Annotated in this window: 20 protein-coding genes; 10 read left to right on the forward strand and 10 right to left on the reverse strand. The window is 67.0% G+C overall.

What is annotated here, in order from left to right:
* Positions 1-19: 19 nt before the first annotated feature.
* On the forward strand, positions 20-1,015 hold the full coding sequence (locus tag CVV76_RS16435) for a type VI immunity family protein (RefSeq protein WP_102225769.1): 996 nt from the start codon (positions 20-22) through the stop codon (positions 1,013-1,015).
* A gap of 57 nt (positions 1,016-1,072) precedes the next feature.
* On the opposite strand, the gene CVV76_RS16440 is transcribed toward CVV76_RS16435, so the two are convergent.
* The 8 genes from CVV76_RS16440 to CVV76_RS16470 all read right to left on the reverse strand — a co-directional run bounded on the left by CVV76_RS16440 (position 1,073) and on the right by CVV76_RS16470 (position 10,227).
* Complete coding sequence (locus tag CVV76_RS16440) at positions 1,073-3,532, reverse strand: hybrid sensor histidine kinase/response regulator (RefSeq protein ID WP_102225770.1); 2,460 nt, start codon at positions 3,530-3,532, stop codon at positions 1,073-1,075.
* A 14-nt stretch (positions 3,533-3,546) separates the two neighbouring features.
* Positions 3,547-4,434: a type II secretion system F family protein gene (locus CVV76_RS16445; protein ID WP_102225771.1), complete on the reverse strand. Its 888-nt coding sequence runs from the start codon at positions 4,432-4,434 to the stop codon at positions 3,547-3,549.
* 29 nt (positions 4,435-4,463) lie between these two features.
* The gene (locus CVV76_RS16450) at positions 4,464-5,435 is read right to left on the reverse strand and encodes a type II secretion system F family protein (RefSeq protein ID WP_102225772.1); all 972 of its coding nucleotides are present in this window, start codon (positions 5,433-5,435) and stop codon (positions 4,464-4,466) included.
* Positions 5,435-6,838, reverse strand: coding sequence for a CpaF family protein (locus tag CVV76_RS16455; RefSeq protein WP_233192986.1), 1,404 nt, complete (start codon positions 6,836-6,838; stop codon positions 5,435-5,437). Before CVV76_RS16455 ends, CVV76_RS16450 begins: the two co-directional genes overlap by 1 nt.
* A complete protein-coding gene (locus CVV76_RS25450; RefSeq protein ID WP_233192987.1) occupies positions 6,825-8,165 on the reverse strand; it encodes an AAA family ATPase in 1,341 nt (446 codons plus the stop codon). Before CVV76_RS25450 ends, CVV76_RS16455 begins: the two co-directional genes overlap by 14 nt.
* An 8-nt stretch (positions 8,166-8,173) precedes the next feature.
* Complete coding sequence (locus CVV76_RS16460; RefSeq protein ID WP_102225774.1) at positions 8,174-9,079, reverse strand: CpaB family protein; 906 nt, start codon at positions 9,077-9,079, stop codon at positions 8,174-8,176.
* Between the two features lie 60 nt (positions 9,080-9,139).
* Positions 9,140-9,361 (reverse strand): hypothetical protein, encoded by a 222-nt coding sequence (locus tag CVV76_RS16465; RefSeq protein ID WP_102225775.1) that lies wholly within the window; start codon positions 9,359-9,361, stop codon positions 9,140-9,142.
* An 80-nt stretch (positions 9,362-9,441) separates the two neighbouring features.
* Complete coding sequence (locus CVV76_RS16470; protein ID WP_102225776.1) at positions 9,442-10,227, reverse strand: tetratricopeptide repeat protein; 786 nt, start codon at positions 10,225-10,227, stop codon at positions 9,442-9,444.
* Positions 10,228-10,587: 360 nt separating this feature from the next.
* Here CVV76_RS16470 and CVV76_RS16480 point away from each other — a divergent pair, with 360 nt between their 5' ends.
* The 8 genes from CVV76_RS16480 (at position 10,588) to CVV76_RS16525 (ending at position 21,862) form a co-directional block, all read left to right on the forward strand.
* Entirely contained in the window at positions 10,588-13,215 is a 2,628-nt protein-coding gene (locus CVV76_RS16480) for a BapA/Bap/LapF family prefix-like domain-containing protein (protein ID WP_146010314.1), read from the forward strand.
* 270 nt (positions 13,216-13,485) lie between these two features.
* On the forward strand, positions 13,486-14,628 hold the full coding sequence (locus CVV76_RS24990; RefSeq protein WP_158243183.1) for a BapA/Bap/LapF family prefix-like domain-containing protein: 1,143 nt from the start codon (positions 13,486-13,488) through the stop codon (positions 14,626-14,628).
* 76 nt (positions 14,629-14,704) lie between these two features.
* Positions 14,705-15,991, forward strand: coding sequence for a TolC family protein (locus tag CVV76_RS16500; RefSeq protein ID WP_158243184.1), 1,287 nt, complete (start codon positions 14,705-14,707; stop codon positions 15,989-15,991).
* A 36-nt stretch (positions 15,992-16,027) separates the two neighbouring features.
* Complete coding sequence (locus tag CVV76_RS16505; protein WP_102225782.1) at positions 16,028-18,160, forward strand: type I secretion system permease/ATPase; 2,133 nt, start codon at positions 16,028-16,030, stop codon at positions 18,158-18,160.
* The gene (locus tag CVV76_RS16510) at positions 18,157-19,332 is read left to right on the forward strand and encodes an HlyD family efflux transporter periplasmic adaptor subunit (protein WP_102225783.1); all 1,176 of its coding nucleotides are present in this window, start codon (positions 18,157-18,159) and stop codon (positions 19,330-19,332) included. The genes CVV76_RS16505 and CVV76_RS16510 overlap by 4 nt, the downstream gene beginning before the upstream one ends.
* A gap of 48 nt (positions 19,333-19,380) precedes the next feature.
* Positions 19,381-20,763: a type II and III secretion system protein family protein gene (locus tag CVV76_RS16515; protein WP_102225784.1), complete on the forward strand. Its 1,383-nt coding sequence runs from the start codon at positions 19,381-19,383 to the stop codon at positions 20,761-20,763.
* Positions 20,764-20,767: 4 nt separating this feature from the next.
* Positions 20,768-21,379, forward strand: coding sequence for a hypothetical protein (locus tag CVV76_RS16520; protein ID WP_146010317.1), 612 nt, complete (start codon positions 20,768-20,770; stop codon positions 21,377-21,379).
* A gap of 18 nt (positions 21,380-21,397) precedes the next feature.
* Complete coding sequence (locus CVV76_RS16525) at positions 21,398-21,862, forward strand: TadE/TadG family type IV pilus assembly protein (RefSeq protein ID WP_102225786.1); 465 nt, start codon at positions 21,398-21,400, stop codon at positions 21,860-21,862.
* Positions 21,863-21,868: 6 nt separating this feature from the next.
* Here the strand turns inward: CVV76_RS16525 and CVV76_RS16530 are convergent, their stop codons facing one another.
* Positions 21,869-23,491: a pilus assembly protein TadG-related protein gene (locus CVV76_RS16530; protein WP_102225787.1), complete on the reverse strand. Its 1,623-nt coding sequence runs from the start codon at positions 23,489-23,491 to the stop codon at positions 21,869-21,871.
* A gap of 260 nt (positions 23,492-23,751) precedes the next feature.
* Between CVV76_RS16530 and CVV76_RS16535 the strand changes: the two genes are divergently transcribed.
* A complete protein-coding gene (locus CVV76_RS16535) occupies positions 23,752-25,053 on the forward strand; it encodes a BamA/TamA family outer membrane protein (RefSeq protein WP_102225788.1) in 1,302 nt (433 codons plus the stop codon).
* A gap of 25 nt (positions 25,054-25,078) precedes the next feature.
* On the opposite strand, the gene CVV76_RS16540 is transcribed toward CVV76_RS16535, so the two are convergent.
* On the reverse strand, positions 25,079-26,320 hold the full coding sequence (locus CVV76_RS16540; protein ID WP_102225789.1) for a glycosyltransferase: 1,242 nt from the start codon (positions 26,318-26,320) through the stop codon (positions 25,079-25,081).
* Positions 26,321-26,500 lie beyond the last annotated feature (180 nt).

A 26,500-nucleotide genomic window follows, 5' to 3' on the forward strand; every position in this document is an offset into this window, starting at 1 on the left:
TAGCGGACGAGGCCAGAGAATGGACAGCGAGAAACTGAAACAGTTCCAGCAACTCGACGCGGCCGAGATCCGCTGGCGCGACGGGCGGCTGTCGGCACGGCTGGTGTTCAAGCTCGTGCTGTTCTTCGAGGGCGGCGGCACGGTCGAGGGCCAGTTGCGCGCGCTCGACACGCTCGCCAGTCTCGGCGAGGAGGTCGGCGAGCACCTCACCCACATGCAGACGGCGGGCACGGATCCGCGGATCGTACCCTACGACGCGGCGCTGTTCCGAAACCAGTCCGGGCGGAATATCCGTACGCAGGGGGCGGCCGATGGCGATCCCGGCGACCTGGACCTTCTGTTCAACGGCGCCCCTTTCGCCACGCCGAATGGCGGCGTGACGCAATGGGGCGGCAGCGTCCTTGCCAGCGGCCCGCTCCTGAGCGTCAGCGCGGATCTGTCGGTGCTTGAGTTCTCGACCGCGATTTCCTGGGACGCCCGGGAGGACTTTTCGCGCCAGCGTCAGCGGGTTCTCTCCGCGGCGGCGACGCTAAGGCCATTGCACGGCCTTGCCGGGCTGGGGGTTCAGTTCGACCGGATGATGGATAGTGCGTCCGATCACGCCGCGAGCATTCCGATCGTGAAGCGGTTCCCGGGCATTCATTGCGGCATGGACACGCAATTCGGAAGCGAGATCGGCCTGCGCCGCCCCCGCGCCGACCGCTATTTCTCGGTCAACTGGCTGACGGTGCTCTGTGACGACATGCTGGCAGAGGTCGGCGGGGCCGGTGCGCTTGCCGCGACGCTGGGCCCCGATCTGCCGGTGCACCGGTACGACGGCGGCGCGGTGCTCCAGGCGGGTCCCTATCCGCAGCCCGGCGATGTGAACCGCGGGCTGATCCCCGCCGAATACCGCGCCGTCAGCGCCGCGACCCGGGCGCTTAGGTTCGAGGAGTACAAGCTTGGCGTGCTGACGGTCGAACCGCCCCTCGACGGCCTTGACGAGACCCTGGCCTGGATCCGGCGCTTCGACTGAGGCGCCGGGCGGAGTTCACTGGCTGGGACCTGTGGCTGGGCCCTGTACCCGGGCCGGTCAGTGCGGGGCGCCCCCCATCAGGTCGTCGACCAGAAGCTCGATCTGCGAGAAGCTCAGCGGTTTCTCGACCGCCAGGTTCGCACCCGCCACCTCGAGGCTTTCGCATTCGTTGCCCAGCGTCGAGGCGGTGATGCCGATGATCGGCACCTTCGCGTCGATCTGCCTGATCTGCACGATCAGTTCGCTGCCCGTCATGCCCGGCAACAGGTGATCGACGAGGACGAGGTCGGGGCGCGTCCTGCGGAACATGTCCAGCGCCTCGGCCCCGGTCTCCGACCAGTCGACGGTCGAGATCAGCCGCCGCAACCGGTTCGCGGTCAGCTCTCCCACAAGCTTGTTGTCCTCGACCAGCAATACCCGTCGATCGGTGTACCTGACGCCTTCCGCCGCTTCCATGTCCCTGCCTCCCTGCTCTTGCGTGTCGGTGGAGATGACCCGGGCCGGATGTGTCACGCCGAAACGCGTTCCCGTGTCGCCTGTCTCTTCGATGCGTATCTCGCCGCCCATCAGCGACAGTGCCTTGTGCGCGGCGTAAAGCCCCAGCCCTGCCGCGCCGTGCGTTCCCAGCCCTTCCTGGCCGGAGGCGGTGAAGGGTTCGAACAAGGTATCCACGATCGCGGGCGGGATCCCCCGTCCGTTGTCCTGGATGAACCACGAGACCGTCGCCGCCTGCCCGTCGCTCAGCGTCACGAACGCGCCGAGGACGATCTCGGTCCCATGCGAGTGGACGATCGCGTTGTGAAGGATCTTCGACAGCGCGATCGTCACCCGCGCCGGATCCCCCTGGAGCAGCAGGTTGGACCGTTGCGACATCTCCAGACGGATGGTGATGCCCTGCGCCGCCGCCGAGGCGCTGAACGCCTCGAGCAGGTGCAGGCTCAGTTCCTGCAGGGTGAAGACGTTCAGCCCGCGCATCGTGTCATCGGTGACCCGAAGGTCGTTGAGGATGCCCAGAAGGCGGTTGAGCGTGGTCTCGAAGCTCAGCTCGACCTCCTGCCACTCGCCGCCTGATTTCAGCTCGTCCACCAGCATGGACAGGACGGTGACCGGGGTGCGCATCTCGTGCGAGGCGACCGACAGAAGCCGCTCCTCGCGCACCATCGCCCGGGCCAGCCGGGTTTCGCAATCCTCCAGCCGTGCGGCGAGGTCCATGTCGCGGCTCTGGCCGCGGAAGGCCACCCAGGCCCCGCCCGGAAAGCGCGAGATGACCGCCGCCGTCGCGGTGCGCACGCCCAGCTCGGGCAGCGCGACGTTCAGCGTCGGCGCCTCCTTCGCCTCGCCCTGTCCCTCGGCTCCGGTCTCCCCTGCCGGCCCGGTACTGCGGCCGGCGACATAGGTCAGGAAATCCATCAGGCGTCGGTGGTCGGTCGGCGCAAAGAAGTCGGCGAAGGGCACGGTCAGGCTTTCCTGCGACGGCGCGCGCGGAAAGACCACGGTCCGGGCATCAACCTCGATCCGCGTCAGCCAGGCCTGCGACAGATCCTGAAACCTGTTCACCATATGGGCGATGCTGTCGGCATCCGAGCGCCAGAGCGAGGGCCGGAGCGAAAGGCTTATCGTGGTGAAGAAGATCAGTATCTTGCCAAGCTTCATCGCGATGTCGTGGCCCAGCCCGTGGCGTGCGGCAAAACCGCTGAGCCCGGCGCCGAACAGCGTGGACAGAAGCGCCACCACCACGAGGGCCGACCGCTCGACCCCGACCAGCAGCAGAAGCGGCAGCATCCCGAGGGTCAGGACCACGGCGATTGCCAGCTCCGACCAGCGCGGCAGAACCTCTGCCTGGCAGAGGGTGTAGAGAACGAGCGCGATCACCCCGGTGGCAACTGCGATCGCCAGCGTCCGCGTCCGGCTTTCGGGGCTGACCGTGAGACAGCGCATGCCGACGCAGAAGAAATGCGCCAGCACCAGAAGATGGAGCGCGTTCATCTCGGCGGAAAGCGCCCAGAGGAAATCCACCTCCCGGTCGCCGGCAAGCACCTCGCCCAGCTGCACCAGCACCACGAGGACCACAAGGAACTGCCAACGCGCGGCGAAGGCGGCGGTGCTGACCCGGTCTCCCAGCCGACCCAGCGACGGCAGCCAGCGGTCAAGCTCGATCAGCGGGAAGGCGGCGGCGAGGCCGATCAGGTAGAAGTAGATCAGCGGCAGGGGATGCAGCAGAAGCGGCTGGCGCAGGTCGACATACATCACGAAGAGCGCACCCAGCGGCAGGGCGAGGTAAAGCTGCCAGCCTTTCCCCACCTGCGAACGCCGCGCGCCGAAGGTGATCATCCCCACCGCAAGCCCGAGATAAAGCGTCGTGTCGCTGGGGACCAGCCAGGCCATCGGGGTCAGGCAGCCCAGCACCAGGGCAAAGACCGTGGCAAAGGCGGGGAAGCTTCCGGGGTCGGGCGGAGTCCGCCGGGTCTTTGCCCCGGTCGCGCGGGTTGTCTTCCAGAAACTGCCGATGCCGGTCATTGCCTTCCTCCCGCTCACAGGACGGACGCGATGCGCAGGAGGGCCGGTGTCAGCAGCAGAAGCAGCAGCGGCGGAACGGTGAAGACCATCGTCCCCAACGTCATCTTCGTCGACAGCACGTTGACGCGCTCCTCGATCTTGCGGACCCTGCGGTCGCGAAGATCCTCGGAAAAGGCGCGCAGCGACGGCACGATCGGGGTGCCCAGCCGTACAGATTGCACCACGGTCGACGCGAGCAGCCGCAGATCGTCGTTCCCGGTTTCCTGCGCGATCCGCAGCAAGGCGGAATCGCGGTCGAGCCCGGCCGCGATGGCCTGGCTTGCCCAGGCGAAATGGGCCGCAAGCTCGGGGTGGACGCCCGCCAGCTCGCGCGAGATGCGGCGGAACGCGAGGTCCAGCGACTGCCCCGCCTCGACGCAGATCTGCATCAGGTCCAGCGCGTCCGGCACCGCCTTCTCGATCCGCTGGTGATAGAGACGCACCCGGCGGCGCACGACGTAGCCCGGCAGCAGATACCCCAGGGCGAAGGCCGTGACGCAGAGGCTGAACGTCCCTGCGTCGAGCTGCCGGGCCAGGGCCGGCACCCAGAGCACGAGCGCAAGCACGAGCAGAGCAACCGCGAAGCCGACCGCGACCTTGATGGCGCCGAACGCGGCAGGCGCCGCGGGATGGGCGAAACCGGCCTGCGCAAGCGTGCGACGCAGCTCCCCCGTGTCGTCCAGCTGGGCCTCAGGGACCAGCGCGGCGGGGACCAGCGCGGTGGGGGCCGACTCGCGCTCTGCCAGCCGGGCGTCCTCGGCGTCGTCGGGGTCTTCGGACACCCTGAGCAGCGTGATCATAAGCCCCGCCAGGAACAGGCCCCCTCCGGCCATCAGGACGAGCGCAAGCGTGACGCTGATCATTGCCTATCCTCTTCCCCCCGGTGCGGAAATCACTCGAACTGCACGAGGCGGTTCATGAAAACGATGTTGAGCCCCAGCATCAGCCCGCCCCCGATCGCCATCGGCATCAGATACGGGCTGTTCTGAAGGTTTGAAAAATAATCCGGGTTTATCAGCATGATCCCGACGACCGCCGCGATCGGGAAAAACGACAGGAAGCGGCCCGACCACTTCGCCTCGGAGGTCATGGCGTCGATCTTGCGGCGGAGCTGGATGCGCTCGCGCGTCAGGCGCGAGAGCCGCTCCACCACCTCGACGAGGTTGCCGCCGGTCTCGGCCTGAATCGCGACGGCGGCGGCGAAGAACCGCAGGCTCATGCTGTCGCAGCGCGTGGCCAGTTCGTGCAGGGCGGCCGGCATCTCCTTGCCGTAGTTGATCTGGTCGGCGGTCGCGAGGAATTCGCGCGCGATAGAGCCGGTCAGGTCGTGCCCGACCATGCGCAGCGCGGCGCTGACCGGCATGCCGATCTTGAGACAGCGCGAGATGATGTCCAGCGCCTCGGGCAGGTGCATGTCGATCTGCGTCCGGCGGCGGCGGTCGTGCAGCCGGATCCAGAAGAACAACCCGGCGCCGACGATCAGCAGCGTCAGCAGCCCGGTCCAGATCAGCGGCAGGCCCAGCAGCCGCATGAGGGCAAAGCCGACCCCCAGTACCGCGCACCCCAGCCCGGGCCAGAACAGTCGCGGCAGGTCGGCGCGGAACGCCTGCACCGCGTCGGGCAGCAGCCCCGTGAGGCTGCGCATCAGCCCGCCCCGCTCGGCCGGGATCAGCAGGCCCATCTGCGGGCCCTCCACCCCGGCGGGGGCCTCGGTTCCGGCCTCCACCTCGACCTCTCCGGCGTAGCGCGCCGCGATGCGGTCGCGCTGCCGCGTGATCGCCCCGACGACATAGAGAACGATCGCCCCCGAGAGCAACGCCACGCCCGCCGCGGCCATGATCATGAAGAGCACCGCCAGCCCCATCAGCCGGCGTCCCGGAACATGTTGTCGGGCAGGACGATGTTCCAGCGCCGGAACCGGTCGACGTAATGCGAGCGCACACCGCCGGGCACGAAGCGCCCCTCGATCCGCCCGTTGGCGGCGATGCCGTCGTAATCGAAGCGGAACAGCTCCTGCATGGTCAGCACGTCGCCCTCGCAGCCGATCACCTCCTCGATCGAGACGATCTTGCGCGAACCGTCCTGCAAACGCTCGACATGGACGATGACGTGAACCGCGCTGGCGATCTGGCGCCTGAGCGCCGTCAGCGGGATCTCGATCCCGGCCATGGCGATCATGTTCTCGATCCTGAGCGTGGCATCGCGGGCCGAGTTGGCGTGGATCGTGGTCATCGACCCGCTGTGACCGGTGTTCATGGCCTGCAGCATGTCGATCACCTCGTCACCGCGGATCTCGCCCACGATGATCCGGTCGGGCCGCATCCGCAGTGAGTTGCGCAGGCAATCGCGCAGGGTGACGGCGCCTTTGCCCTCGACATTGGGGGGACGGCTTTCCATGCGGCCGACGCGCGACTGCTGCAATTGCAATTCCGCGGTATCCTCGATGGTCAGGATGCGCTCGCGCCGCCCGATGAAGGCCGACAGCGCGTTGAGCAGCGTCGACTTGCCCGACCCTGTCCCCCCCGAGACGATGATGTTCAACCGTGACGTTACGGCCGCACGCAGATAGGCCGCCATATTCTCGTTCAGCGCGCCGAAGACCCGGATCTGGTCGAGACTGAGCTGATCCTTCCGCACCTTGCGGATCGAGACCAGCGTCCCGTCGAGGGCGATCGGCGCGATCACCGCGTTCAGTCGCGATCCGTCGGGCAGCCGCGCATCGACATAGGGCGTGGATTCGTCCAGCCGGCGCCCGGTCGCGGCAAGCACCTTCTGGATGATCCGCCGCAGGTGCGCCTCGCTCTGGAACTGGACATCGGTATCCTCGAGGATCCCGTTGCGCTCCACCAGAACCTGTTCGGGCCCGCTGATCAGGATGTCCGAGATCGTCTCGTCCTTCAGCAGGATCTCGAGCGGCCCCAGCCCCATGACCTCGTAATAGAGGTCGTCGATCAGATGCTCCCGCTCGGAACGGCTCAGCGCGACGGCGGTCTTGGGGATGATCGCCCGCACGACGTTGCCGATCTCGGCCTTTATCTCCTCCTGCGAGACCTGAAGCAGCGCAGAAAGGTTGAAGGTTTCCAGCAATTTGCCGTGGGCCGCCTGCCGCAGCTCGGCCAGCTTGCGCCGCCGGTCGCGCAGGATCTGGTCTTCGGCCGGGGGATCGGTCGCGATCGGTTCTTCCGGCAGGGCGGGCTCCGGCTGGGGGGCCTGGGCGGAGCGGCTTTCGGCGGCCTGGCTGTGCCGGAAACTGTCAAAGATCGGCATGTTTGCCTCCTTTCGAACCTGCTGCGGCGGGGGCGTCGACGCCGCGCGCCAGATCCCGCGCCATGGAGCGGATCTCGCGGGCGAAGACGTTGCCGGCGCAATGCCGGCCCAGAAGCACGCCGGTATCGGCGGCCTCGGCAACCTCGGCGCCGCCATCGGTCAACACCGCCTCGAACCGGCCATGCAGGCCGCGCTCGAAACTGTCGCGCCGGAAGGACCAGTCCCGCCCCCGGCGCGACGGCGCACGGTTGAGGACATGACTGACCCGCCCCTTGGGCAGGTCGATGCGATTGAATATCCCCGAAAGGTAGCGCGTGTTGCGCGCGGCGCGCAAGTCCAGCTGGCTGACGCAGAGGATCCGGTCGGCGACCGCATACGCGCGTTCGGACCAGTCCAGAACCACGGGCGGCATGTCGATCACCACCAGCGGCGCCACGCCGTGGGCGAACCCCAGAAGCCGTTCGAACCCCTCGGGATCGAGGGCATCCATCGGCAGCACCTCCGCCGGGGCGGCAAAGACCTGAAGCCCCTCGCCCGCCGGTTGCAGGCAGGCGCGGAACGCCTCGGCATCCAGCCGGCCAAGGCTGCGGTAGGCATCGGTCAGGCGGGAATTCGGCGGCAGGCTCAGGTATTCCGCGACCGCGCCGAACTGAAGGTTGAGGTCCAGCAGGCAGACTTCCGTGGCCGGCCCCGAGGGCTGCCGCCGCGCGGCGATCTCGGCGGAAAGGTTGAGGGCAAGGGTCGTCGCCCCCGCACCGCCGCAGGTGCCCTGCACGACGATGGTGCGGATGCCCCCCGGCGGCGGCGCCCGCTCCGGCGGCGGTGGCGCCGGGTCCTCGCGCCCCAGCAGACGCTGAAGGAGAACGCCCATGCCGGCGCGCCCTGCCCCGGGAACGGCCGCCGGCGCTGCACCCTCGCCCGTGTCCGGCCCCGCCTCGGCCGCGCGCGCGGCGGCCTCCAGCGCCTCGGGCCCGCCCTCGGGGAACGGCGGCCCGTAGAGCAACCGCGCGCGACCCGGCAGTTGCGCGGGCGCGTCGCTGCCCTCCGGCATCACGAGGTAGACCATGTCGCAGATCTCGCAGGCCCGCGTCAGCACTGCCCGCGTCATGTCGCAGGACCGGCCGCCGGCGGTCGCCTCGCCGATCGGGGCGACGAGAATGATGTCGAAGCTTCGGCTGCCGTTCTGCCCGAGAACCGCGAGCGCCTCGTTCAGTTGGAGATCCGTCCGGTGCGCCACGTCGCGGAGGTTCACGACCAGCGCCGCCAGCCTGAGAACCGAATCCAGGCCTTCCGAAACCGTACAGATCCTGAGTGCCTCTTCCGCCACCTGTGTTCCTATCTGCAAGGGACCTTGAGTTGAGTCGTCGCGTTCGACCGCACGACAGAAAGCGTGCAAAGGCCGACCGCACCGGGGGTCAGCGCATCCTTCACCGTCTGCGAGACCGCAGTCGTGGGGGCCGCAGTCGTGGGGGCCGCCACCGCATGGGCCTGATGGATCATCGGCAGGTCGTTCAGCTCGGCTTCGCTGACCACCACCTCGCCATCCGCCGAATGTTCCAGCGGCTGGGCGCGCGCGACGAAGAGCTTGCCCGACACCGCCGCCTGCAAGAGCCGCGCGACGATGCGGCTGTCGGTCTGGACGATCAGCGGCGCGCGCGCCCCCCCGGCCGCCGTCTTGTCCCCCGTGGTTCCCGACGCGCCCTTGCCGTCTGTCGCCGGCAGCGATGCCACCCGCAGCCCCTGCCCCAGAAGACGCGTCTCGACCGACCCGCCGCCGATCGCCCGCTGCCAGAACACGTCGACGATACTGCCCGCTGTCAGGAGGTGGCCGATCTGGGCCAGGTTGGCGGGGTATATGCCGATCGCATCCGGGCTTGCCGTCGCCATGGTACCGGTCTCGGGGCCCGCCTTGTCGATCCCGATGTCGGAAGGGAGGAGAAGCTGGCCCTTCTTCAGCGGCACCAGCGCGACATAAGTGGCCCCGGGGGTCTTGGGCAGGGGCGGCAGCTGGTGCAGCATCCCCGCGGGCAGCATGGTGCGCGGCAGCCGCAGCGTGGTGAAGGCGTCGGCGGCGACCCGCGCGCCCGGGTCGATCTTGCGCGCGGGGACGGCCACGCTGATGCGTTCGCCCAGGATGTCTAGGCGATGCTGGACCGCCTCCGCATGCGCCTCGCTCTTGCGTATGACGTAGAAGGTGCCGGCCCCGGAGGCGAGGATCATCAGGATCCCGACGGCAATCATCAAAAGGATCCTAGGTTGCATGGTGCCCCCCCGTCCCAGGGGATGCCCCGGCCTGCCGGCCTAATCCGAGACCGTGATGGTGGTCGCCGCGGAGGGCAGTGTGGTCGCCGCCATGGCGTTTTGCAGCGATCGCGAACGGGTCCGTTCCAGGCTGGTCGAGAAAGGCCCGTCGACGAACACGCCAACGCCCGACGCCAGGGCCGCAACCCCGGCGGTCAGCACCACCCATTCCACGGTGACAGCGCCTCGTTCGCACAGGAAGAACCTTTTCATCCGCGTCATGCCAGCCCCCCGCCGGAAAACGTCTCCGCCTTCCTAGCACAGGATCTTCAGTCAGCAATACTTTCGTCAACATAGATATCCTAATTGAATACCAGATATCCTATCGGCTTTCCTGCCGCGGCGGCGGCCCGGATCTTGCGGTAGTAGGCGATTTTCGCCTCGATCTCGTCGGGCGACAGCACACCGTCCAGCACGGCGCGCGCATCCGCGTCGCGGCCGTCCAGCACATAGGCCAGCGCCATGTTCTGGCGGACGGTGTCGCCGCGGACCGGATCACGCACCAGCTCCTCGAGCACCCGTGTGCCGGCGCCGATCTGGCCAGACAGCACCTGCGACAGGCCATAGTTCGTCAGCAGGGCGAAATCGGTCGGATACCATTTCAGCGCCTGGGTATAGACCTTCTGCGCCGCCGCGTATTCCGACAGGAAATCCAGCGAGACCGCCTTGCCGGTAAGGGCCGCCAGGTTGCGCGGCGCGATCTTCAGCGCGTCGCCGTAGAAGACCTGCGCCTTGCGGGGCTGCTTGCGCGACAGCGACAGAAAGCCCAGCTCCGTCAAAACCTCGACATTGCGGGGGCTTAGCTGATGCGCCCGTTCCAGCGCGTTGCCCGCGCGCACGTACTGACCCAGCGCGATGTAGCTACGTCCGAGGCCCAGCAGGGCCGGCACGCTGTCGAGTTCCTTGCGCGAGGCGCGCTCGTACAAGGTCGCGGCCTGGCGGTAATCACCGCTGACATAGGCCGCGTCGGCGACCTTGACCGCCTGCGAACTCGCCCGGGGCGAGAACGGCGTGCCCGTTCCGCCGCCCAGCGACGCGCAACCACCAAGCAGTGCAACCGTCAGCAGAAGAAAGCAGATCCGCTTCATCACCCCTCATCCCACGGTTCGGCACAAAGTTGCGCGCAGGCGCGGCAACTCGCCTCTTTTCAGTCAGGACAGAGACCAACGCAAGCGCCGTTTACACTTTGGAGACCACCACCCTCCAAACGACTCCATCCCACGTCCTCATCATCATCAAGACATTCTTTCGGACGGAAGCTGAAGTTCAAGCAGCTTGACGAATGTTGCAGAAAAACAACCCGAAACGCATTGTTTCCAATCCATAAGATTGCTTATACATACTTTAGTAGGTTTAAACATACCAACGCTTATCTTCCGAGTCTTCCGAGACCACCGAGCGCGTCGATCAGAAGTCTACGAAGCAACCAAACACCGAGAGAGCCGACCATGCCCGACACCATTACCATTGACGTCAAATCCCCACGCGACGTGACCCTGCCCGTCCCCAAGTCGGACGTTGCCCAGTTCGAAAGGGTCGGACAGAATCTCGTGGTGCACGAGAAATGCGGGAACGAGATCCTCATCCACGACTTCTTCGAGAAAGGCCCCAACGGCGAGGTGAGCCGCCTGCTCTACCCTGACGGGACCTTCTCGTTGATCGACGGCAACACCCAGGCGGAAGAGATCGCTGGCATCGGCCAGGGCATGGACGAGAACCAGGCGGCCTTTGCGGCCGTCGGCCTCGGCCTTCTGGGCGCGGCGCTCGCCGCCAGCGGCGGCGGCAGCGACAGCTCGAGCACCGATACGACCGACACGACGGATACCACCGGTACGACCGACGCCACCGACACCACCGATACCACCGGCGGCACGGACACGACCGACACCACGGATAACACCGACACCACGGACAACACCGACAACACGGATAACACCGACACCACGGACAACACCGACAACACCGACAACACCGACAACACCGATACAACCGATACAACCGATACAACCCAAACGCTTGGGCTGCTCGACTCGGTGGCGGGCGACAATGGTCTGCTTGGAACCGATGGGCCGCTCAGCGGCACCGGCCTTGTCGGCGACAACTCCCTGCTCGGGACGCTGACCGCATCCGACGGGCTGCTGCAGCAACTCGCCGGCAACGACGGCACGCTTTCCGACGTGACGGGCAACGATGGCCTGGTGGGCGACCTCCTCGGCGTCGGCCTGCTGGGTGACTCGACCGACTCCCCGACCGCGGCGGACGGCATTCTCGACCCGGTGATCGCGGATGAGGGCCTGTTGGGTGACGTGACCGGCGACAGCGGGTTGTTGGGCGATGTGACCGGGGCGAACGGCCTGCTGGGCGATCTGGTCGGCAACGACGGTGCCCTCGGCGGCCTGACGGGGATCGACGGACTGGTCGGCGAGCTCACGGGTCAGCCGCTCCTCGGGGACGACACCTCGGACAGCAGCGGTGGAAGCGACCTCCTCGGGGGGCTGCTCGGTGGCACTGATGCGCTCAGCGGCGTGACCGACACGCTCAGCGGCCTGACCGACGGTCTGCTCGGCGGTTCCGATCCGCTCAGCGGCGTAACGGACACGCTCAGCGGCCTGACCGACGGCCTGCTCGGCGGTTCCGACCCGCTCAGCGGCGTGACCGACACGCTCAGCGGCCTGACCGACGGCCTGCTCGGTGGCTCCGATCCGCTCAGCGGCGTGACCGATACGGTCAGCAGCCTTCTGGGCGGCGACGGGTCCAGCCCGATCAGCGGACTCACGGATACGCTCAGCGGCCTCACCGACGGCCTGCTCGGCGGTTCCGACCCGCTCAGCGGCGTGACCGATACGGTCAGCAGCCTTCTGGGTGGCGCCGGATCCAGCCCGATCAGCGGCCTCACGGATCCCGTGAGTGGCCTGACCGACGGCCTGCTCGGTGGCTCCGACCCGCTCAGCGGCGTGACCGATACGGTCAGCAGCCGTCTGGGCGGCGACGGGTCCAGCCCGATCAGCGGACTCACGGATACGCTCAGCGGCCTCACCGACGGTCTGCTCGGCGGCTCCGATCCGCTCAGCGGTGTAACCGATACGGTCAGCAGCCTTCTGGGTGGCGACGGATCCAGCCCGATCAGCGGCCTCACGGATACCGTGAGTGGCCTGACCGACGGCCTGCTCGGTGGCTCCGATCCGCTCAGCGGCGTGACCGATACGGTCAGCAGCCTTCTGGGCGGCGACGGGTCCAGCCCGATCAGCGGGCTCACGGATACGCTCAGTGGCCTGACCGACGGTCTGCTCGGCGGCTCCGATCCGCTCAGCGGCGTGACCGATACGGTCAGCAGCCGTCTGGGTGGCGACGGGTCCAGCCCGATCAGCGGCCTCACGGATACGGTGAGTGGCCTCACCGACGGCCGGCTCGGTGGTTCCGACCCGCTCAGCGGCGTGACCGCTACGGTCAGCAGCCTTCTGCGTGGCGACGGATCCAGCCCGCTCAGCGGGCTCACGGATACGGTGGGTGGCCTGACGGACGGCCTGCTCGGTGGCTCCGCTCCGCTCAGCGGCGTGACCGATACGGTCAGCAGCCTTCTGGGTGGCGACGGATCCAGCCCGATCAGCGGGCTCACGGATACCGTGAGTGGTCTCACCGACGGCCTGCTCGGTGGCTCCGACCCGCTCAGCGGCGTGACCGATACGGTCAGCAGCCTTCTGGGTGGCGACGGATCCAGCCCGCTCAGCGGGCTCACGGATACCGTGAGTGGTCTCACCGACGGCCTGCTCGGTGGCTCCGACCCGCTCAGCGGCGTGACCGACACGGTCAGCAGCCTTCTGGGCGGCGGGGTCGACCAGATCCTGGCCGGTCTGACCGGGGGCGATACCAGCGGCGCCACCTCCTCGCTGACCGACACGGTGTCCTCGCTGACCAGCTCGCTGGGCGACACCGGCAGCGCCAGCTCGGCCGTGGGGGGCTTGCTGGGAACGGTGGGCGACACCGCCTCGGGCCTGCTTGGCGCGTCGACCGGCGAAGATCTGGTCTCGTCGCTCCTGCACGAGGCCAGCTCGCTCAGCGATACGGGAATCGGCTGACGATCACAGCTGCTGGGCGGGTCCGCCCGCCCAGCACCCAACCTGCACGAGACCCAACCTGGACGAGAATCGTCGCCGCCTGTGGCGCGGCGGCCACGACCGGGAAACGATCCGCAATCCCTCTCACGGCGAAAGCCGTTCGAATATCCTTAATTTCCAGCGGAATGCGGGCATATATCGTTTGGAAAACTTATTCAGCATTAGTTTGCATGGACAAACTCCAGATGGTAACGGATCCGAATGTATGTCCGCGCGCGAATGGAGAGCTGAATGGCTGTAGAGATTTTCAGCCTGTCCAAGTCTGACGGAAGAATTCACCGGACCTACGGAAGTTCAGCGACGCTTAGCTCTTCGTCTGATGTGTTTTTCGGCCCCGATGCGCCCGGCATCGCCTATTTCGACAAGTCCGGCGCGGATCTGAAAGTTACCCTCCTCGACGGGCAGGAGATCCTGCTGCACGACTTCTTCGTCGTCGATGCCAAGGGGGATTTCAGCCGGCTGCTGCTGAGCCAGAACGGCCCGGCCGAGGTGACCGGCATGCTGGCCCCCGAGCCGGAGCCCGACCCCTCCGCCCCGCACGACGCGCAACCGCAGCACGACATGACCACCGCGTCCTCGGATCATGCGGCGGCCGCCGCAGCCGGCGCAGCGGATGCCGCGGCGGGGGATGGCGCGGCGGCAGGATCGCCCGACCAGGCCGCCGACGGAAGCGGTGACAGCAGCGGCACCGGCGACACCGGGGCAAGCGGCGGCTTCGGCTTCGGCCTGGACGCGGGGCAATTGCTGATCGGCGGGGCCACCATCGCGGGCGGGCTGATCGCCTTTCACGGGTTCGACTCCTCGGGCGGCAACTCGGCCACCGAGGCAACCGACACGACGGATACGACGGATACGACCGACCCGACGGACAACACCCAGGCCACCGACGCGACGGACCAGACCGACGCGACCGATACCACGGACCAGACGGACACGACCGACACCACGGATGCGACCGATACCACGGATGCAACCGATACCACGGACACGACCGATACCACCGATACCACGGACACCACCGTTGCGACGGACACCACCGATGCGACGGACGGGACCGACGGCACGGATACGACGGATGCCACGGACACGACCGACACCCAGGTCGTGCAGGGAACCCTCGACCACGTGCTGACGCTTCTGGGGCTGGACAGCGGAACAACCGACAGCACGACCAGCAGCGACGGCACCGTGACCAGCTCGGACAGCACCGGCTCCAGCGCGCTTTCGGGCGGGATCTTTGCCGACAGCACGGATTCCGGCACCGACAGCAGCACGTCGCAGGTGCTGGGTACCAGCGCCGACACCGCCAGCACCGACACGACGCAATCCCTGCTGGACGACCTGCTTAACACCGACACCTCGCACGGGGTCTGACATGAGCGCGGGGTCTGATATGGGACGGCCCGGTTTCCGCCCCCGCCGGCCAGGGACGCGCCTGCCACGGACACGCGTGCCACGGACACGGGTGCCCGGGGCCGTTCTGCAAGCGGGCTGTCTGGGCGCGCTGTGCCTCGCGCTGGCGGCGGGCGCCGGCAGGGCGGCGGAGCAGGCCGCACCGCTCAGCCTGCGCCAGGCACTTGAAACCGCGTCGGCCCGCGATGCGGGCATCTCCGGCAACCGGCAGAAGATCGCCCGCCAGACCACCAACATCCAGTCGGCCAAGGACGCGCTTCGCCCCTCGCTCGCGCTTGCCGGCGATACGACATCGGTTGGCGACAACATTCCCGTCGCGACCCTGACGCTGTCGCAGGTGCTGTTCGACTGGGGCCTCGCCCGCAGCAAGATCCGCAGCGCGTCGCAGGCGCGCATCAAGGCCGTCGCCGACCTCAAGAGCGCGGTCGAGGACCTCGCGCTCAACGTCGCGAACCTGTACATCGAGGTCGCAATCGACAAGATCAAGCTTCGGAAAACGCAGGATTATCTTGAGTTCGCGCAGCGCATCGAGAAGGTGTCCAACCGGCGGGTGACCGCCGGGGCTGCGGACCGCTCCGAGATCGCCCGCGCCCGGCTGGAGGTCGCGCGGGCGCAAGACCAGATCGCGCAGCTCGACTCGGACCGCCAGACGGCGATGACGGAGCTGGAGTTCTACACCGGTCAGCCGGTCGCCGAGATCGGCCCGCCCCCTGCCCTGTCCGTGACCCGCCGCTTCAAGTCGAGCGCCGCGGTCATCCGTGCGGCGATGAATGCGCCGGACTATCTTTCCGCGAAGGCCGAGGTGCAGATCGCCGCGGCCGCGGTGGATACCGCCCGCGCCTCGCGCAAGCCGAAGATCATCCTCAAGGCGGTCGGCCTGCAAGAACTGGACGGCGGCCATGGCACCAGTGCCTCTATCGGGATCACCACTTCGCTCAGCTTCGATGCCGGCAATCTGGCGGGCCGGGGCGTGCAGGGCGCGCGCCAGGATCTGGCCGCCGCCAAGGCCAACCAGCTGGCGGTTGAACGCAAGCTTCAGAACCAGCTGCGAACCTATGTCAGCCAGATCCAGTCGCTTGCGACGACCGAGCAGGCGCAGAGCGCGCAGCTGACGCAGGCGGAGGCGGTGCGCCAGGTTTACGAACAGCAGTTCACAGGGGGCCAGCGCGAGCTGGTGGATGTGCTGACCGCGGGGCGCGATCTCTACGACGCCCAGATCGACGAGACCGACACTTTCAGCCAGCGGCTCAAGACCGAATACGAGGCGGCCCACGCGGTGGGCATGCTGGGTTCGCTGATCATCGCTTCGGGAAAGCGGAACTAGCGGAACAGAAGGCGCCAGACGCCAGGAGGTTCGAGAATGACACGTCAGACCGGCAATGACCCCTTTATTCTCGGACTCGTCGAGCTGTGCCGATTGAACGGCGTACAGGTCCACCCCGATCGGCTGGCCGACGGGCTGATCGCGGCGGAGGGCGGCCTTGGCGCGCAGGAGGTGACGGTCGCGTTGCGGCGGGTCAACATGAGCTGCCGCATCGCCGATGTCGCACTCGATGAGATCCCGCTGTCCTCCCTTCCCGTGCTGCTGTTCCTCAAGGACGGCGCGGTGGTCATCCTCGAGGCGCTGACTGCCGAGGGGGCCACGATCCTGCGTCCGGAAACCGGCGGCGGCCGCGAGGAAATCAGCCGCAAGGCGCTGCGTGCGGCCTGCACCGGGCGGGTTCTCTTCTCGCGTCCGATCGACGTGCTCACCGACCGGCTGGGCGAGAAGCTGAAGGATCGCCGCCACTGGATCCTCGGGCCGGTGTTCGACAATGCCCGGCTTTACCGCGACGTGATCATCGCGGCCTTCGTGGCCAACCTTCTTGCCATCAGCACCTCGCTGTTCTCGATGCAGGTCTATGACCGGGTGGTGCCCACCGGTGCCTTCGACACGCTGTGGATCCTGGCAAGTGGCGTCGGGCTGGCGATCGCACTGGAATGGATGCTTCGGGTCATGCGCTCCAAGCTGATCGACGTCTCGGGGCGCGACCTCGACCTCAAGCTTTCCGCCCAGCTGTTCGAGCGGGTGGCGAACCTGCGGCTGTCGCATCAGCCGAAGTCGACCGGGGTCTTCGCCAACCAGGTCAGGGAATTCGCCACCGTGCGCGAATTCTTCACCTCGGGCACGGTCGCGGCCGTAAGCGACCTTCCGTTCGTCTTCATCTTCGTGGGGATCATCGCCTTCATCGGCGGGCCGGTCGCACTTGTTCCGGTCGCCGCGGCGGTGCTGATCGTGCTGCCCGGCATCGTGTTGCAGAAGCGCCTTGCCAAGGCCTCACGCGAACATGCGTTCGAAAGCTCGGCCCTGAACGGGCTTCTGCTGGAAACCGTGTCGAACCTCGAGACGGTGAAGGCCGCGCGGGCCGAGAACCGGCTGCAGCGCGCCCATGCCCAGCTGTCCGAGACGATCGCCGCATCCTCGATCCGCAACCGCGAGCTGACGACCGTGATCAACCAGTTCGTCGCCTCGGTGCAGCAATTCTCCTACGCGGGGGTGGTCCTGGTGGGGGTCTACCAGGTCAGCGAGGGGCACATGACCGTAGGGGCGCTGATCGCCTGTTCCCTGCTGTCGGGCCGCGGCCTGCGCCCGATGGGCCAGGTCGCCGGGCTGCTGGCGCGCTGGCAGGGGGTTCGGGCGGCGCTCGAGGTGCTCGACAACATCATGGCGATGCCGGTGGAACGCCCGGCCGACCGCGCCTTTGTCCGCGCGTCCGAGATCACCGGCAAGTTCGACGTGAGCGACGTGACCTTCGGCCACGACCGCGACGCGCCGCCGGTCGTCTCGATCAAGTCGCTTCAGATCGCGCCGGGCGAGACGGTCGCGCTTCTGGGCAGCAACGGCGCGGGCAAGTCCACCTTCCTGCGGCTGGTCGCGGGATATCTCGATCCGCAGGCGGGCAGCATCCTGCTCGATAACCTCGCGCTCGGGCAGATCGACCCGCTCGACCGGCGCCGCCAGATCGGCTACCTGCCGCAATCCGTCGCGCTGTTTCAGGGCACCCTGCGCGACAACCTGCTGCTCGACCACGGGCTGCACACCGACGCCGAACTGATGTCCGCGCTCGACGCGGTGGGCCTCGGCGTCTTCGTGCGGCGCCATCCGCGCGGGCTGGACCTGCAGATCGACGGGAATTCCAACGTGTCGGGCGGCCAACGGCAGGCGATCGGGCTGGCGCGCGTGCTGTTGCAGGACCCGAAGGTCGTCCTGCTGGACGAACCCACCTCGGCCTTCGACCAGGTGACGGAGCGCAACGTCATCCTGCACCTCAAGAACTGGCTTGCCGGCCGCACCGCGATCATCGCGACCCACAAGAAGGAACTGCTGACGCTGACCGAGCGCGCGGTGGTCCTGAAGGACGGCCAGGTCACCCATGACGGCCAGCTCGGGCAGATCCTCGAGATGGCCGCGCGCGGCCTTGCCAATCCCAACCACGTGAAGGCCGTCCAATGACCAGCGTCAGCACGATCGACCCGAGCCATATCGACGGCACCCACCGCAAGCAGGCGGTCCGCGTGGCCCGCCTCACCATCTGGCTGGTGGCCGCCAGCGTGCTGATCGGGATCCTCTGGTCCGCCTTCGCCACGGTCGACGACGTGACCCAGGGCGAGGGGCGGGTGATCCCGCTGAGCCGCCAGCAGACGATCCAGAGCCTGGAGGGCGGGATCCTGTCGAAGCTGATGGTGCAGGAGGGGGAGCAGGTCAAACCCGGGCAGATCCTCGTCAAGATGGATCCGACGCAGGCCCGCTCCGACTACCTCCAGACGAAATCAGAAATCGAGGTACTGACCGCCGAGGTCGCCCGGCTCCAGGCCGAGGTGCTGGAAAAGCCCGACATCGGCTTTCCCCAGCCGATGTCCGATGTCCAGGCCACCGAGGAAAAGCTGTTCACGGCCCGCCGCTCCAAGCTGACAGAGTCGATCGCCGCGCTCAAGGACGAGGAGCAGTCGATCCAGGCGCAGATCGACATCACCGAGCCGCTGGCCAAGGACGGGTCGATCAGCAAGGTCGACCTGCTGAAGCTGCAACAGCAGAAGTCGACGATCGTCGGCAAGGAAACCGAGATCCGCAACACCTACGTCCAGAACGCCTACAACGACCTCGCCGACCGCAAGGCCAAGCTCGCCTCGCTGAAGGAGAACATCGTCAACAAGAAGGAGTTGCTGGCCCGGACGGACATCCGGTCGCCGCTGGCGGGGCGGGTGAACAACATCAACATCACCACCCTCGGCGGCGTGGTCCAGCCCGGCCAGACGATCATGGAGGTCACCCCGATCGACGACCAGCTGCTGATCGAGACCAAGGTGCGCCCGCGTGACGTGGCCTTCATCGCGCCGGGCATGCCCGCCAGCGTGAAGATCACAGCCTACGACTACACCGTCTACGGCGACCTGAAGGCCAAGGTGACCCAGATCAGCGAAGATACCGTGACCTCCGACAGCAAGTCGCCGAACCAGCAGCAGTATTACAAGGTGATGGTCAAGACCGACCGCAACTTCCTTGAGCGGGACGGCCAGAAATACCCGATCCGCCCCGGCATGGTGGCCCAGGTCGACATCGAGACCGGCCAGAGGTCGGTACTGAGTTACATCGTCCGTCCGCTTCTGCGTGCCCAGCTACGCTGAAGACCGCCCTTCCCCCGATCCGAGGTTGCCCATGAACGAGCCCCGCCGATGACCGCCCCCCGCCTGCAGAGCGCCCCCGACCGGTCCGCCTGCCGCGGCGCGGCGTCCCTTCTCGCGCGTCTTGCGCTGGTGGCGGGGCTTGGCCTTGCCTGCCTCGGCGCGCTGACGCCGACCCCGGCGGCGGCACAGGAGATCGCGAGCGGCGACAAGACCTCGCTGTCGCTGAAGGTGGGCGAGGCCAAGTTCATCAAGCTGGACCGCCCGGCCAAGGCGGTGTTCCTGTCGAACCCGAACGTCGCGGATGTGACGCTGCAATCGGCAAGCTACATCTACATCGTCGGGCATGCCATCGGCACCACGAACCTCTTCGTGCTGGGCGACGACGACAAGCCGCTGATCCAGGGCAAGGTGCAGGTCGACCTCGACCTCGGGCGCATCGAACGGGCGGTCACCCGGGCCCTGCAATCGGGCGCGATCAACCTGTCGACCGACCAGGGGGCGGTGTTCATCGACGGCACCGTCGATACCGAGGAGGACGCCAAGACCGCCGACCGTATCGTGACCAAGCTGGTCGGCAAGGCGGCGGTCGTGGTGAACAACCTGACCCTGACGACACCGCCGCAGGTGAACCTGCAGGTCACCATTGCCGAGGTATCGCGGCAGGTGCAGCAGGATCTGGGCATCTCGCTCTCGTCCAGCACCGCGTCGGGGCGCCAATCCTTCAGCTCCCCCAGCTCCGCCTCGGGCGGGTTCCAGCTTGCGCTGAGCGCGAACGGCGGAAACCTGAACGCCGTGCTCGACGCGCTTGCCACCTCGGGGCTGGCGACGATCCTGTCGGAACCGAACCTGACCGCGCGGTCGGGCGAGCAGGCGAATTTCCTGGCCGGCGGCCTGATCCCGGTGAAGGTTGGCGCCACCCAGGACGACACCCGCGTCCAGTTCGAGAAGATCGGGGTGGAGCTGGATTTCACCCCCAGCGTGTTCAAGAAGAACCAGATCCAGATCCAGCTTTCGACCAAGGTGCGGCAGCTCGACGAGAGCAACTCGACCGCGGACAACCCGGCCTTTGCCGAACGCTCCGCCCAGACCACGGTCGAGCTGGGCAGCGGCCAGAGCTTTGCCATCGCGGGCCTGTTCAGCGCGACGCGGCAGCAATCGCTGTCCGAGCTTCCGGGCATCGCGCGGATCCCTATCCTCGGCGCGCTGTTCCGGTCCTCGGCCTTCAAGCGCGGCGAGACCGAGCTGGTGATCATCGTGACGCCCTACATCGTGCGCCCGACCGACAGGAAGAACCTGCACACGCCGCTCGACAATCTGCGCCCCGCGGCCGACGGCGTTTCCCAGATGGCGACCGGCAAGCTGTCGGGTCGCGCGCGCCCGTTCAACGGCGTCAACACGCGCAGTGGCGCGACCTTCCTTCTGAACAGGTGACAGCGTGGCCCATTCGTTTCCTGCCCGATCCACCCTCCCTGCCCTGCTTGCCGCGTTCGCGCTGGCCGGATGCACGGCAGACCCGACCCCCACCACGGTGGAGCGGCTTCAGCCCAGCGTCGCCAGCCAGCACATCTCCTACAGTTTCGCGGGCAGCTGCTCGGCTTCGCTGCCGGCGGCGCAGGCACGGCGGATCCGCAGCTACCTGCACGCCAACGTCGGCGGCGACTCGGTCGTGGTCGTCTCAGTGCCGCGCGCCTGCAACCGGCGCGTCAGCGACCAGCGGCTTGTCACGCTGCACGGCCTGATCGGCCGGAGCGGCGACGAGGTCCGGTTCGAGATCGCGCATGCCGACGACCCCGTGACACGCCGCGGCATCGTGCGGATCGCCCATGTCACCGGCGTGTCCGTCGACAGCGCCACCTGCGCCAAGGACGGGCATTGCGTTCAGTCGCAAAACCTCGCCGCGATGATCGCCGACCCGCGCGACACCTTCCTGCCGGACACCGGCAACCGCTACTGGGTGCACCCCGCCGGCACGACCGGCGGCAATTCCGGCACTTCCACCTCGACCCGGACCACGACGATGACGACGACGAGCGGTCTGATCAACTGACCTGACAGGAGTGACCCGATGCCGATCTCGACCGTCTCCCTGCTGATCCGCAAGATCCTGCGTTTCCTGCGCGACGAACGCGGCGTGGTCACGATGGAATTCGTCGTTCTGCTGCCGGTCATCATCCTTCTGCTGGCGTTCATCGGCTTCGTCAGCTTCGCGATCTCGGCCCAAAGCGAGGTTCAGCAGGTGGCCTTCGAACTGGCGCGCTTCGGGCTGGTGCTGGCGGACGATCCGAAGTTCTCGGGCGACATCTGCTCCACCCTCAACACAGAATACCTGCCCAAGCTGATCGCCAACAGCGTGACGCTGTCCTCCTCCGGCTTCTCGGCGCTTCAGGCCTGCCCCGGGCAGCCATCGGGCGATGTCCTGACGATCGACGTCACCTACAATCTTGCCAGCAGCTACGCGCAGGCCTTCGCCAGCGATCTGGGCATCAACTTGGGCGAGATCACGCGCGAGGCCTCGGTCATCGTAGACTGAGCGCGCTCAGCGCACGAGGCGGCTGCCGCAGCTGTAGTCGTTCAGGATAAGGTCCGCCTGCGCCACCTGGATACCCAGCGCATCGAGCAGACTTTGCGCCACGCTGTCGAGGACGGCGGTGTTGACCAGGAGCGCGTTGAGCTGGTTCACCAGCCCGTCGACAAAATCGAACACGGCCCGAAGCGTCGTGCCCAGCAGGCACCCGAGGCCAAGAAGGCCGCAGGAGCTTGGCTTTTCGGTATCGGTGCTGTCGCGCAGCTGTTCGAGGACCGAGCTGAGCGCGGTGGTGACGGAGGACAGCTTCAGCGGGTTGGAGACGGCGATCGGCTTACCCAGCTGGTCCTTGCGCACGGTGACGATCTGGCTGTCGCCCAGCACCGAAATGGGAACGCTGTCGCTCATCCGCTTGCCCTGGATCAGGTCGAGCAGCGACGCGGTGAGCGTCAGCGTGACGGGCGAGGTGTCGACCTGGAACGTCGCAAGGGTATCGCCCGGCTCCGTCGCGCTGCAATTCAGCGTCAGCGCCGTCGCGGTGGCCGAGGCCCCCTCGACCTTCAGATCGAGCGTGAGCAGGTTCAGGAGCGAGGCCGAGACAGCAAGATCCACCTGCGCCAGATGCGCGGTCACCGGCGGCGTGTCGTCGATGAAGCCCGCCGCGATCACCGGCGGCGAAATCAGCGAGAGCGAGAGGGCGGTGTCGGTCAGCGGCGGCAGCGACAGCCCGACCGAAGCTGTGCCCAGCGGATTTGCCGCCCCGGTGCCGTTCAGGCTTGCCGCCGCCATCAGAAGGTCGAAGGCGTCCACCTGCAGGTCGGGCAGCACCCGGCCAATCTTGGCTTCCAGCACCTGCGGCGACAGCGACAGCAGCGACCCGAGCGAGAGCCCCTTGGACGAGCCGCTCGACACCGTCGAAGGCAGGGCCCCCGCAGATGTCAGCGCCGAGACGAAATCGGACGTGCCGACGGTCGCATCAAGGATGTCCTGGAAGGTCACGGCATCCACGCCAACCCCGGTGCTGAGCACCCCGAGCAGGTCGTTGATCCCGACCGAGGCATTCGCCAGCCCCTGGTAGCCCAGCACCTGCGCCGTGACCCCGAGCCCCAGCAGATTGTTCAGCAGCGGATCGAGGATCGACCGCGAGGTGTCGACCCCGAGCAGCCGGTTTCGCAAGGTGAAGGCAAGGGCCGCCTGCTGCTTGGCGATCGCGCTGCGGGTGATCGTGTAATCGTCCGCCGTCAGCACAGACCGCAGCAACAGCGGCGAGAACGGCGAAGGCACGATCACCTCGACCGCGTTCACCCCGGTCGCATCCGTCTGGTCGGACGCCGCGACGAAGCTGCCGTCGGACGAGACCGTACCGAAGATCACGTCGTCCGACGCGAGCGAGATCGTTCCGTAACCGTCGTTCAGCGCGACCACCCGGTCCGCGGCATCGCGTGCCGCGGCGAGGTCGGGCAGGAACTGCACCGCGCTGCGGGCCGCAAGATCGGCCTGCGACTGGACATAGCGTTTCTGGGCATTGGCAAGCGAGATATCGGTGGCGAACCCGCCCACCAGCAGCATACCGGGCAGCAGGATAAGCCACAGAACGGTGATCGTCCCAGCTTCGGGCAGCCAGATCCGCCGCACGCCGCATCCCCTCTCCAGATTCTGTCGAACGGATCGAACGATCGTCTATCGTCTGCCCGTCCTGACTTCATAGAGATTTAAGGACAGTCACGGCGGCGCAAGTGGAAATGAAACTGCATAAATCAGCCACAGATTGCAATTTGGCCACAGTGTTTGACGCAATGCGCTTGAGATCCTACGAATTCTTTCCGATACATCCTGACGGAAGATCGCTCCGTGCGGCTCCCTCCCTCTGAAACCGCGTCCGGAAAGGATCGACCGTGCCCAGGAAACGCAGCTTCTCGCGTCAGGTCTCTGCCCTCAGCCTGGGGCTTCTGGTTCTGCCGGGTCTTGCCGGGCCCCGGCCCGCGAATGCCCGGGTCTTCGATGCGGTGAAGGTCGAGGGAACGCAGTTCGTCGCAAAGCAGTCGATCCTGACGGGGTGCCAGATCGCGCCCGGGGTCGATTACACCCCCGACGATCTGCGCGCGCGTGAGGCGTGTCTGCGTTCCGCCGGTGTCTTCAAATCCGTGGCCCTGCGCCCCGAGGGCCGGACACTGGTCGTGGATGTCGAGGAAATCCCGATGCGGCCGGGAAGCTTCTCGCTCAGCCTTGCCTACAACACCGAGGACAACATCCTCGGCGCGCTCGACTTCCAGCGCTACAACCTGTTCCCCCATACCTTCGGCGCCTTCCACCTTGCGCTGTCGCGGGATTCGCGGGCGCTATCGACGGCGCTTTATTACAGCGGGTTGCAGAACGGCTGGGGGCTCGGGCTCGATACCGAACTGCGGCACACGGAATACGACGACCAGGGGTTCAAGGACACCCGCGCCCGGATCGGCGCCTACATCGCCAAGCGGATCGAGGGCGGCGGCCGGCTGGAGGCGGGCCTCGGCTACCGGTCCGACAAGATGACCGATGCCTCGAACGGCGCAAGCCCGCTTCTGGGCCGCGAAGCCGGGTCGACCGACGCGCCGTACTTGCGCCTGGGCTACAGTTTCGCGACGCCAGGTGCCGATGCGCCGAACGCGCCCGGCTCCTCGCTGAAGATCGAGACCTATCTCTGGGGCATCGGCACCGATCACAAGGTCGCCGAGGCGCGCCTTGATGCGCGCAGTCGGCTGCCGCTCGGCACCAAGACCGACCTTCTCCTCGGCCTGCATTCCGGGGCGGTGGCGGCGCTTGACGGGGGCTCCACACGGGCAACCGACCGCTTCGAGATCGGCGGCGACACCTTCCGCGGCTTCTCTCCCCGCGGGATCGGCCCGCGCGAGGGTGGCTATGCGGTGGGCGGCAACAAGTATTTCGTGGCCTCGGTCGAGGTGCAGCGTTCCATCGGCGAGCTGTGGAACACGCCCGCGCGGCTGGGGGCCTTCGTCGACGTGGGCTCGCTCTGGTCGCTCGACGATACCGACGGCGGGCGGATCGACGACGGGATCAAGCTGCGCAGCTCGATCGGCATCAGCATGACCTTCGACGTAGGCAAGGTTCCGGTCTCGCTCTATGTCGCGAAGCCGCTGAACAAGGAACCGGGCGATTCCGTCCGCAACTTCGGCCTGACGATCACCACCCGGTTCTGATCGGAGTTCTCGGGCGCGGGCACCCTCAGGCGGGGGCGCCGATCCGCTCCCGCCGATTGGCGACCGCCTGGTTGAAAAGCTGCATGTAGCGCGGCGCGACCGACTTGATGTGATAGCGCAGCCCCAGCGTCCGCGCCGCGCGGCGATAGCGCAGCCGCCGCTCGGGGTCGTTGCGCAGCGCAAGGATCTCTTCGATCCAGGCGTCGTCGTCATCGGGCAGCAGGCGGCCATTCACATCGTCGAAGATCATCTCGGCGGTGTAGCCTCGGTTCGGGGCAAGGACGCATCCGCCCCGGGCCAGCACCTCCATCAGCCCCCAGTTTCCCACGCCGTGGCGCAGCGGGTAGAGGAACATGTCCACCTCTTCCAGCCGCGAGACATAGGCGTCGTACGGCAGCTTGCCGATGAACTCGATCGCCTCGGCCGCGCGCGGATGCTGGCGCAGGACATGCTCGCAGAAGTTCTTGACCTCGCCCTTGTAGGTGCGCTGCACCCACTGCGCCTCGTAGCCGTAGGTCTTGGCGTCCGGATCGCCGATCGCCACGAATCGCGCATCTATCCCCCGGGCGAGCAGCTTGTCGACCAGCCGGATGAAGACATCGACCCCCTTGGCGTTCGACAGGTCCCGCGCGGCGAACCCGATGGTGAAGCGGTGGTCCGGGGACTGGGCGGTTCGCATCGGGGTGTCGAGGTCGAAGTCGAGCCCCTCGAACTGCACCTCGACCCGGCCGCGCAGCTCGGAGGGAAACATCGACTTGGCATAGGCCGAGGGGCAAAGCGTCAGGTCGCTCTTGAGCACCTGGTGAAAGTTCAGCATCTCGGTCAGGCGGTCGGCATGGCGTTGCGACAGGTCCGGCGGATAGTCCGGATCCCAGCCATGGGCGTGGTAGCTTGGAAATTCGACATAGCTCACGATCGCCGCGTCGATCTCGTCGAACAGCAGGTGCGGCGCGCCCCAGAGCGAATGGCACACCACCACGTCGATCTTCCTGATCTTCTGGAACTGGTCGAGCGCGGCATGCAGCCCCCGCCCGATGCGCGACGACCGCTCCACCTTGCGCGCGTAATAATAGCCGACATCGCCGACGATCGGCCCGTCGGGCTGAAACCCCAGGATGTGCGCCCCCCGGTGCGCGTTCCGCTTCTGATGGCCTGGCGTCGTCAGAAAGTATGTCTCGGCCAGGCCCGCATTGCGCAGGTAGTCGCACAACAGGCCGAACTGACCCGGATAGACGGCCCCGGTAAAGACTATCAGCGGCTTTCGCATGGCATTCCCCGTATCACGCCCCTCACCCTGACCCGGAAACTGGACGATCTGACGGAAGACATCAAGTTGCGACGAAGGAACCAGTCTTATTCCCTTCGTATGTACAATTTGGATTGCTTGACTAACTAAAGTATGTATTTTGGTCTGTACGGATGGGGACGAAGACCAGCGATTCTTCTG

The organism is Acidimangrovimonas sediminis, from assembly GCF_002871005.1.
GTDB classification, from domain to species: domain Bacteria; phylum Pseudomonadota; class Alphaproteobacteria; order Rhodobacterales; family Rhodobacteraceae; genus Acidimangrovimonas; species Acidimangrovimonas sediminis.

What these genes read in the sequence shown, in the direction of transcription:
- CVV76_RS16435 (WP_102225769.1), top strand. Translation starts at nt 20, where the DNA reads ATGGACAGCGAGAAACTGAAACAGTTCCAGCAACTCGACGCGGCCGAG.
- CVV76_RS16440 (WP_102225770.1), bottom strand. Translation starts at nt 3,532, where the DNA reads ATGACCGGCATCGGCAGTTTCTGGAAGACAACCCGCGCGACCGGGGCA.
- CVV76_RS16445 (WP_102225771.1), bottom strand. Translation starts at nt 4,434, where the DNA reads ATGATCAGCGTCACGCTTGCGCTCGTCCTGATGGCCGGAGGGGGCCTG.
- CVV76_RS16450 (WP_102225772.1), bottom strand. Translation starts at nt 5,435, where the DNA reads ATGGGGCTGGCGGTGCTCTTCATGATCATGGCCGCGGCGGGCGTGGCG.
- CVV76_RS16455 (WP_233192986.1), bottom strand. Translation starts at nt 6,838, where the DNA reads ATGCCGATCTTTGACAGTTTCCGGCACAGCCAGGCCGCCGAAAGCCGC.
- CVV76_RS16460 (WP_102225774.1), bottom strand. Translation starts at nt 9,079, where the DNA reads ATGATTGCCGTCGGGATCCTGATGATCCTCGCCTCCGGGGCCGGCACC.
- CVV76_RS16465 (WP_102225775.1), bottom strand. Translation starts at nt 9,361, where the DNA reads ATGACGCGGATGAAAAGGTTCTTCCTGTGCGAACGAGGCGCTGTCACC.
- CVV76_RS16470 (WP_102225776.1), bottom strand. Translation starts at nt 10,227, where the DNA reads ATGAAGCGGATCTGCTTTCTTCTGCTGACGGTTGCACTGCTTGGTGGT.
- CVV76_RS16480 (WP_146010314.1), top strand. Translation starts at nt 10,588, where the DNA reads ATGCCCGACACCATTACCATTGACGTCAAATCCCCACGCGACGTGACC.
- CVV76_RS24990 (WP_158243183.1), top strand. Translation starts at nt 13,486, where the DNA reads ATGGCTGTAGAGATTTTCAGCCTGTCCAAGTCTGACGGAAGAATTCAC.
- CVV76_RS16505 (WP_102225782.1), top strand. Translation starts at nt 16,028, where the DNA reads ATGACACGTCAGACCGGCAATGACCCCTTTATTCTCGGACTCGTCGAG.
- CVV76_RS16510 (WP_102225783.1), top strand. Translation starts at nt 18,157, where the DNA reads ATGACCAGCGTCAGCACGATCGACCCGAGCCATATCGACGGCACCCAC.
- CVV76_RS16515 (WP_102225784.1), top strand. Translation starts at nt 19,381, where the DNA reads ATGACCGCCCCCCGCCTGCAGAGCGCCCCCGACCGGTCCGCCTGCCGC.
- CVV76_RS16525 (WP_102225786.1), top strand. Translation starts at nt 21,398, where the DNA reads ATGCCGATCTCGACCGTCTCCCTGCTGATCCGCAAGATCCTGCGTTTC.
- CVV76_RS16540 (WP_102225789.1), bottom strand. Translation starts at nt 26,320, where the DNA reads ATGCGAAAGCCGCTGATAGTCTTTACCGGGGCCGTCTATCCGGGTCAG.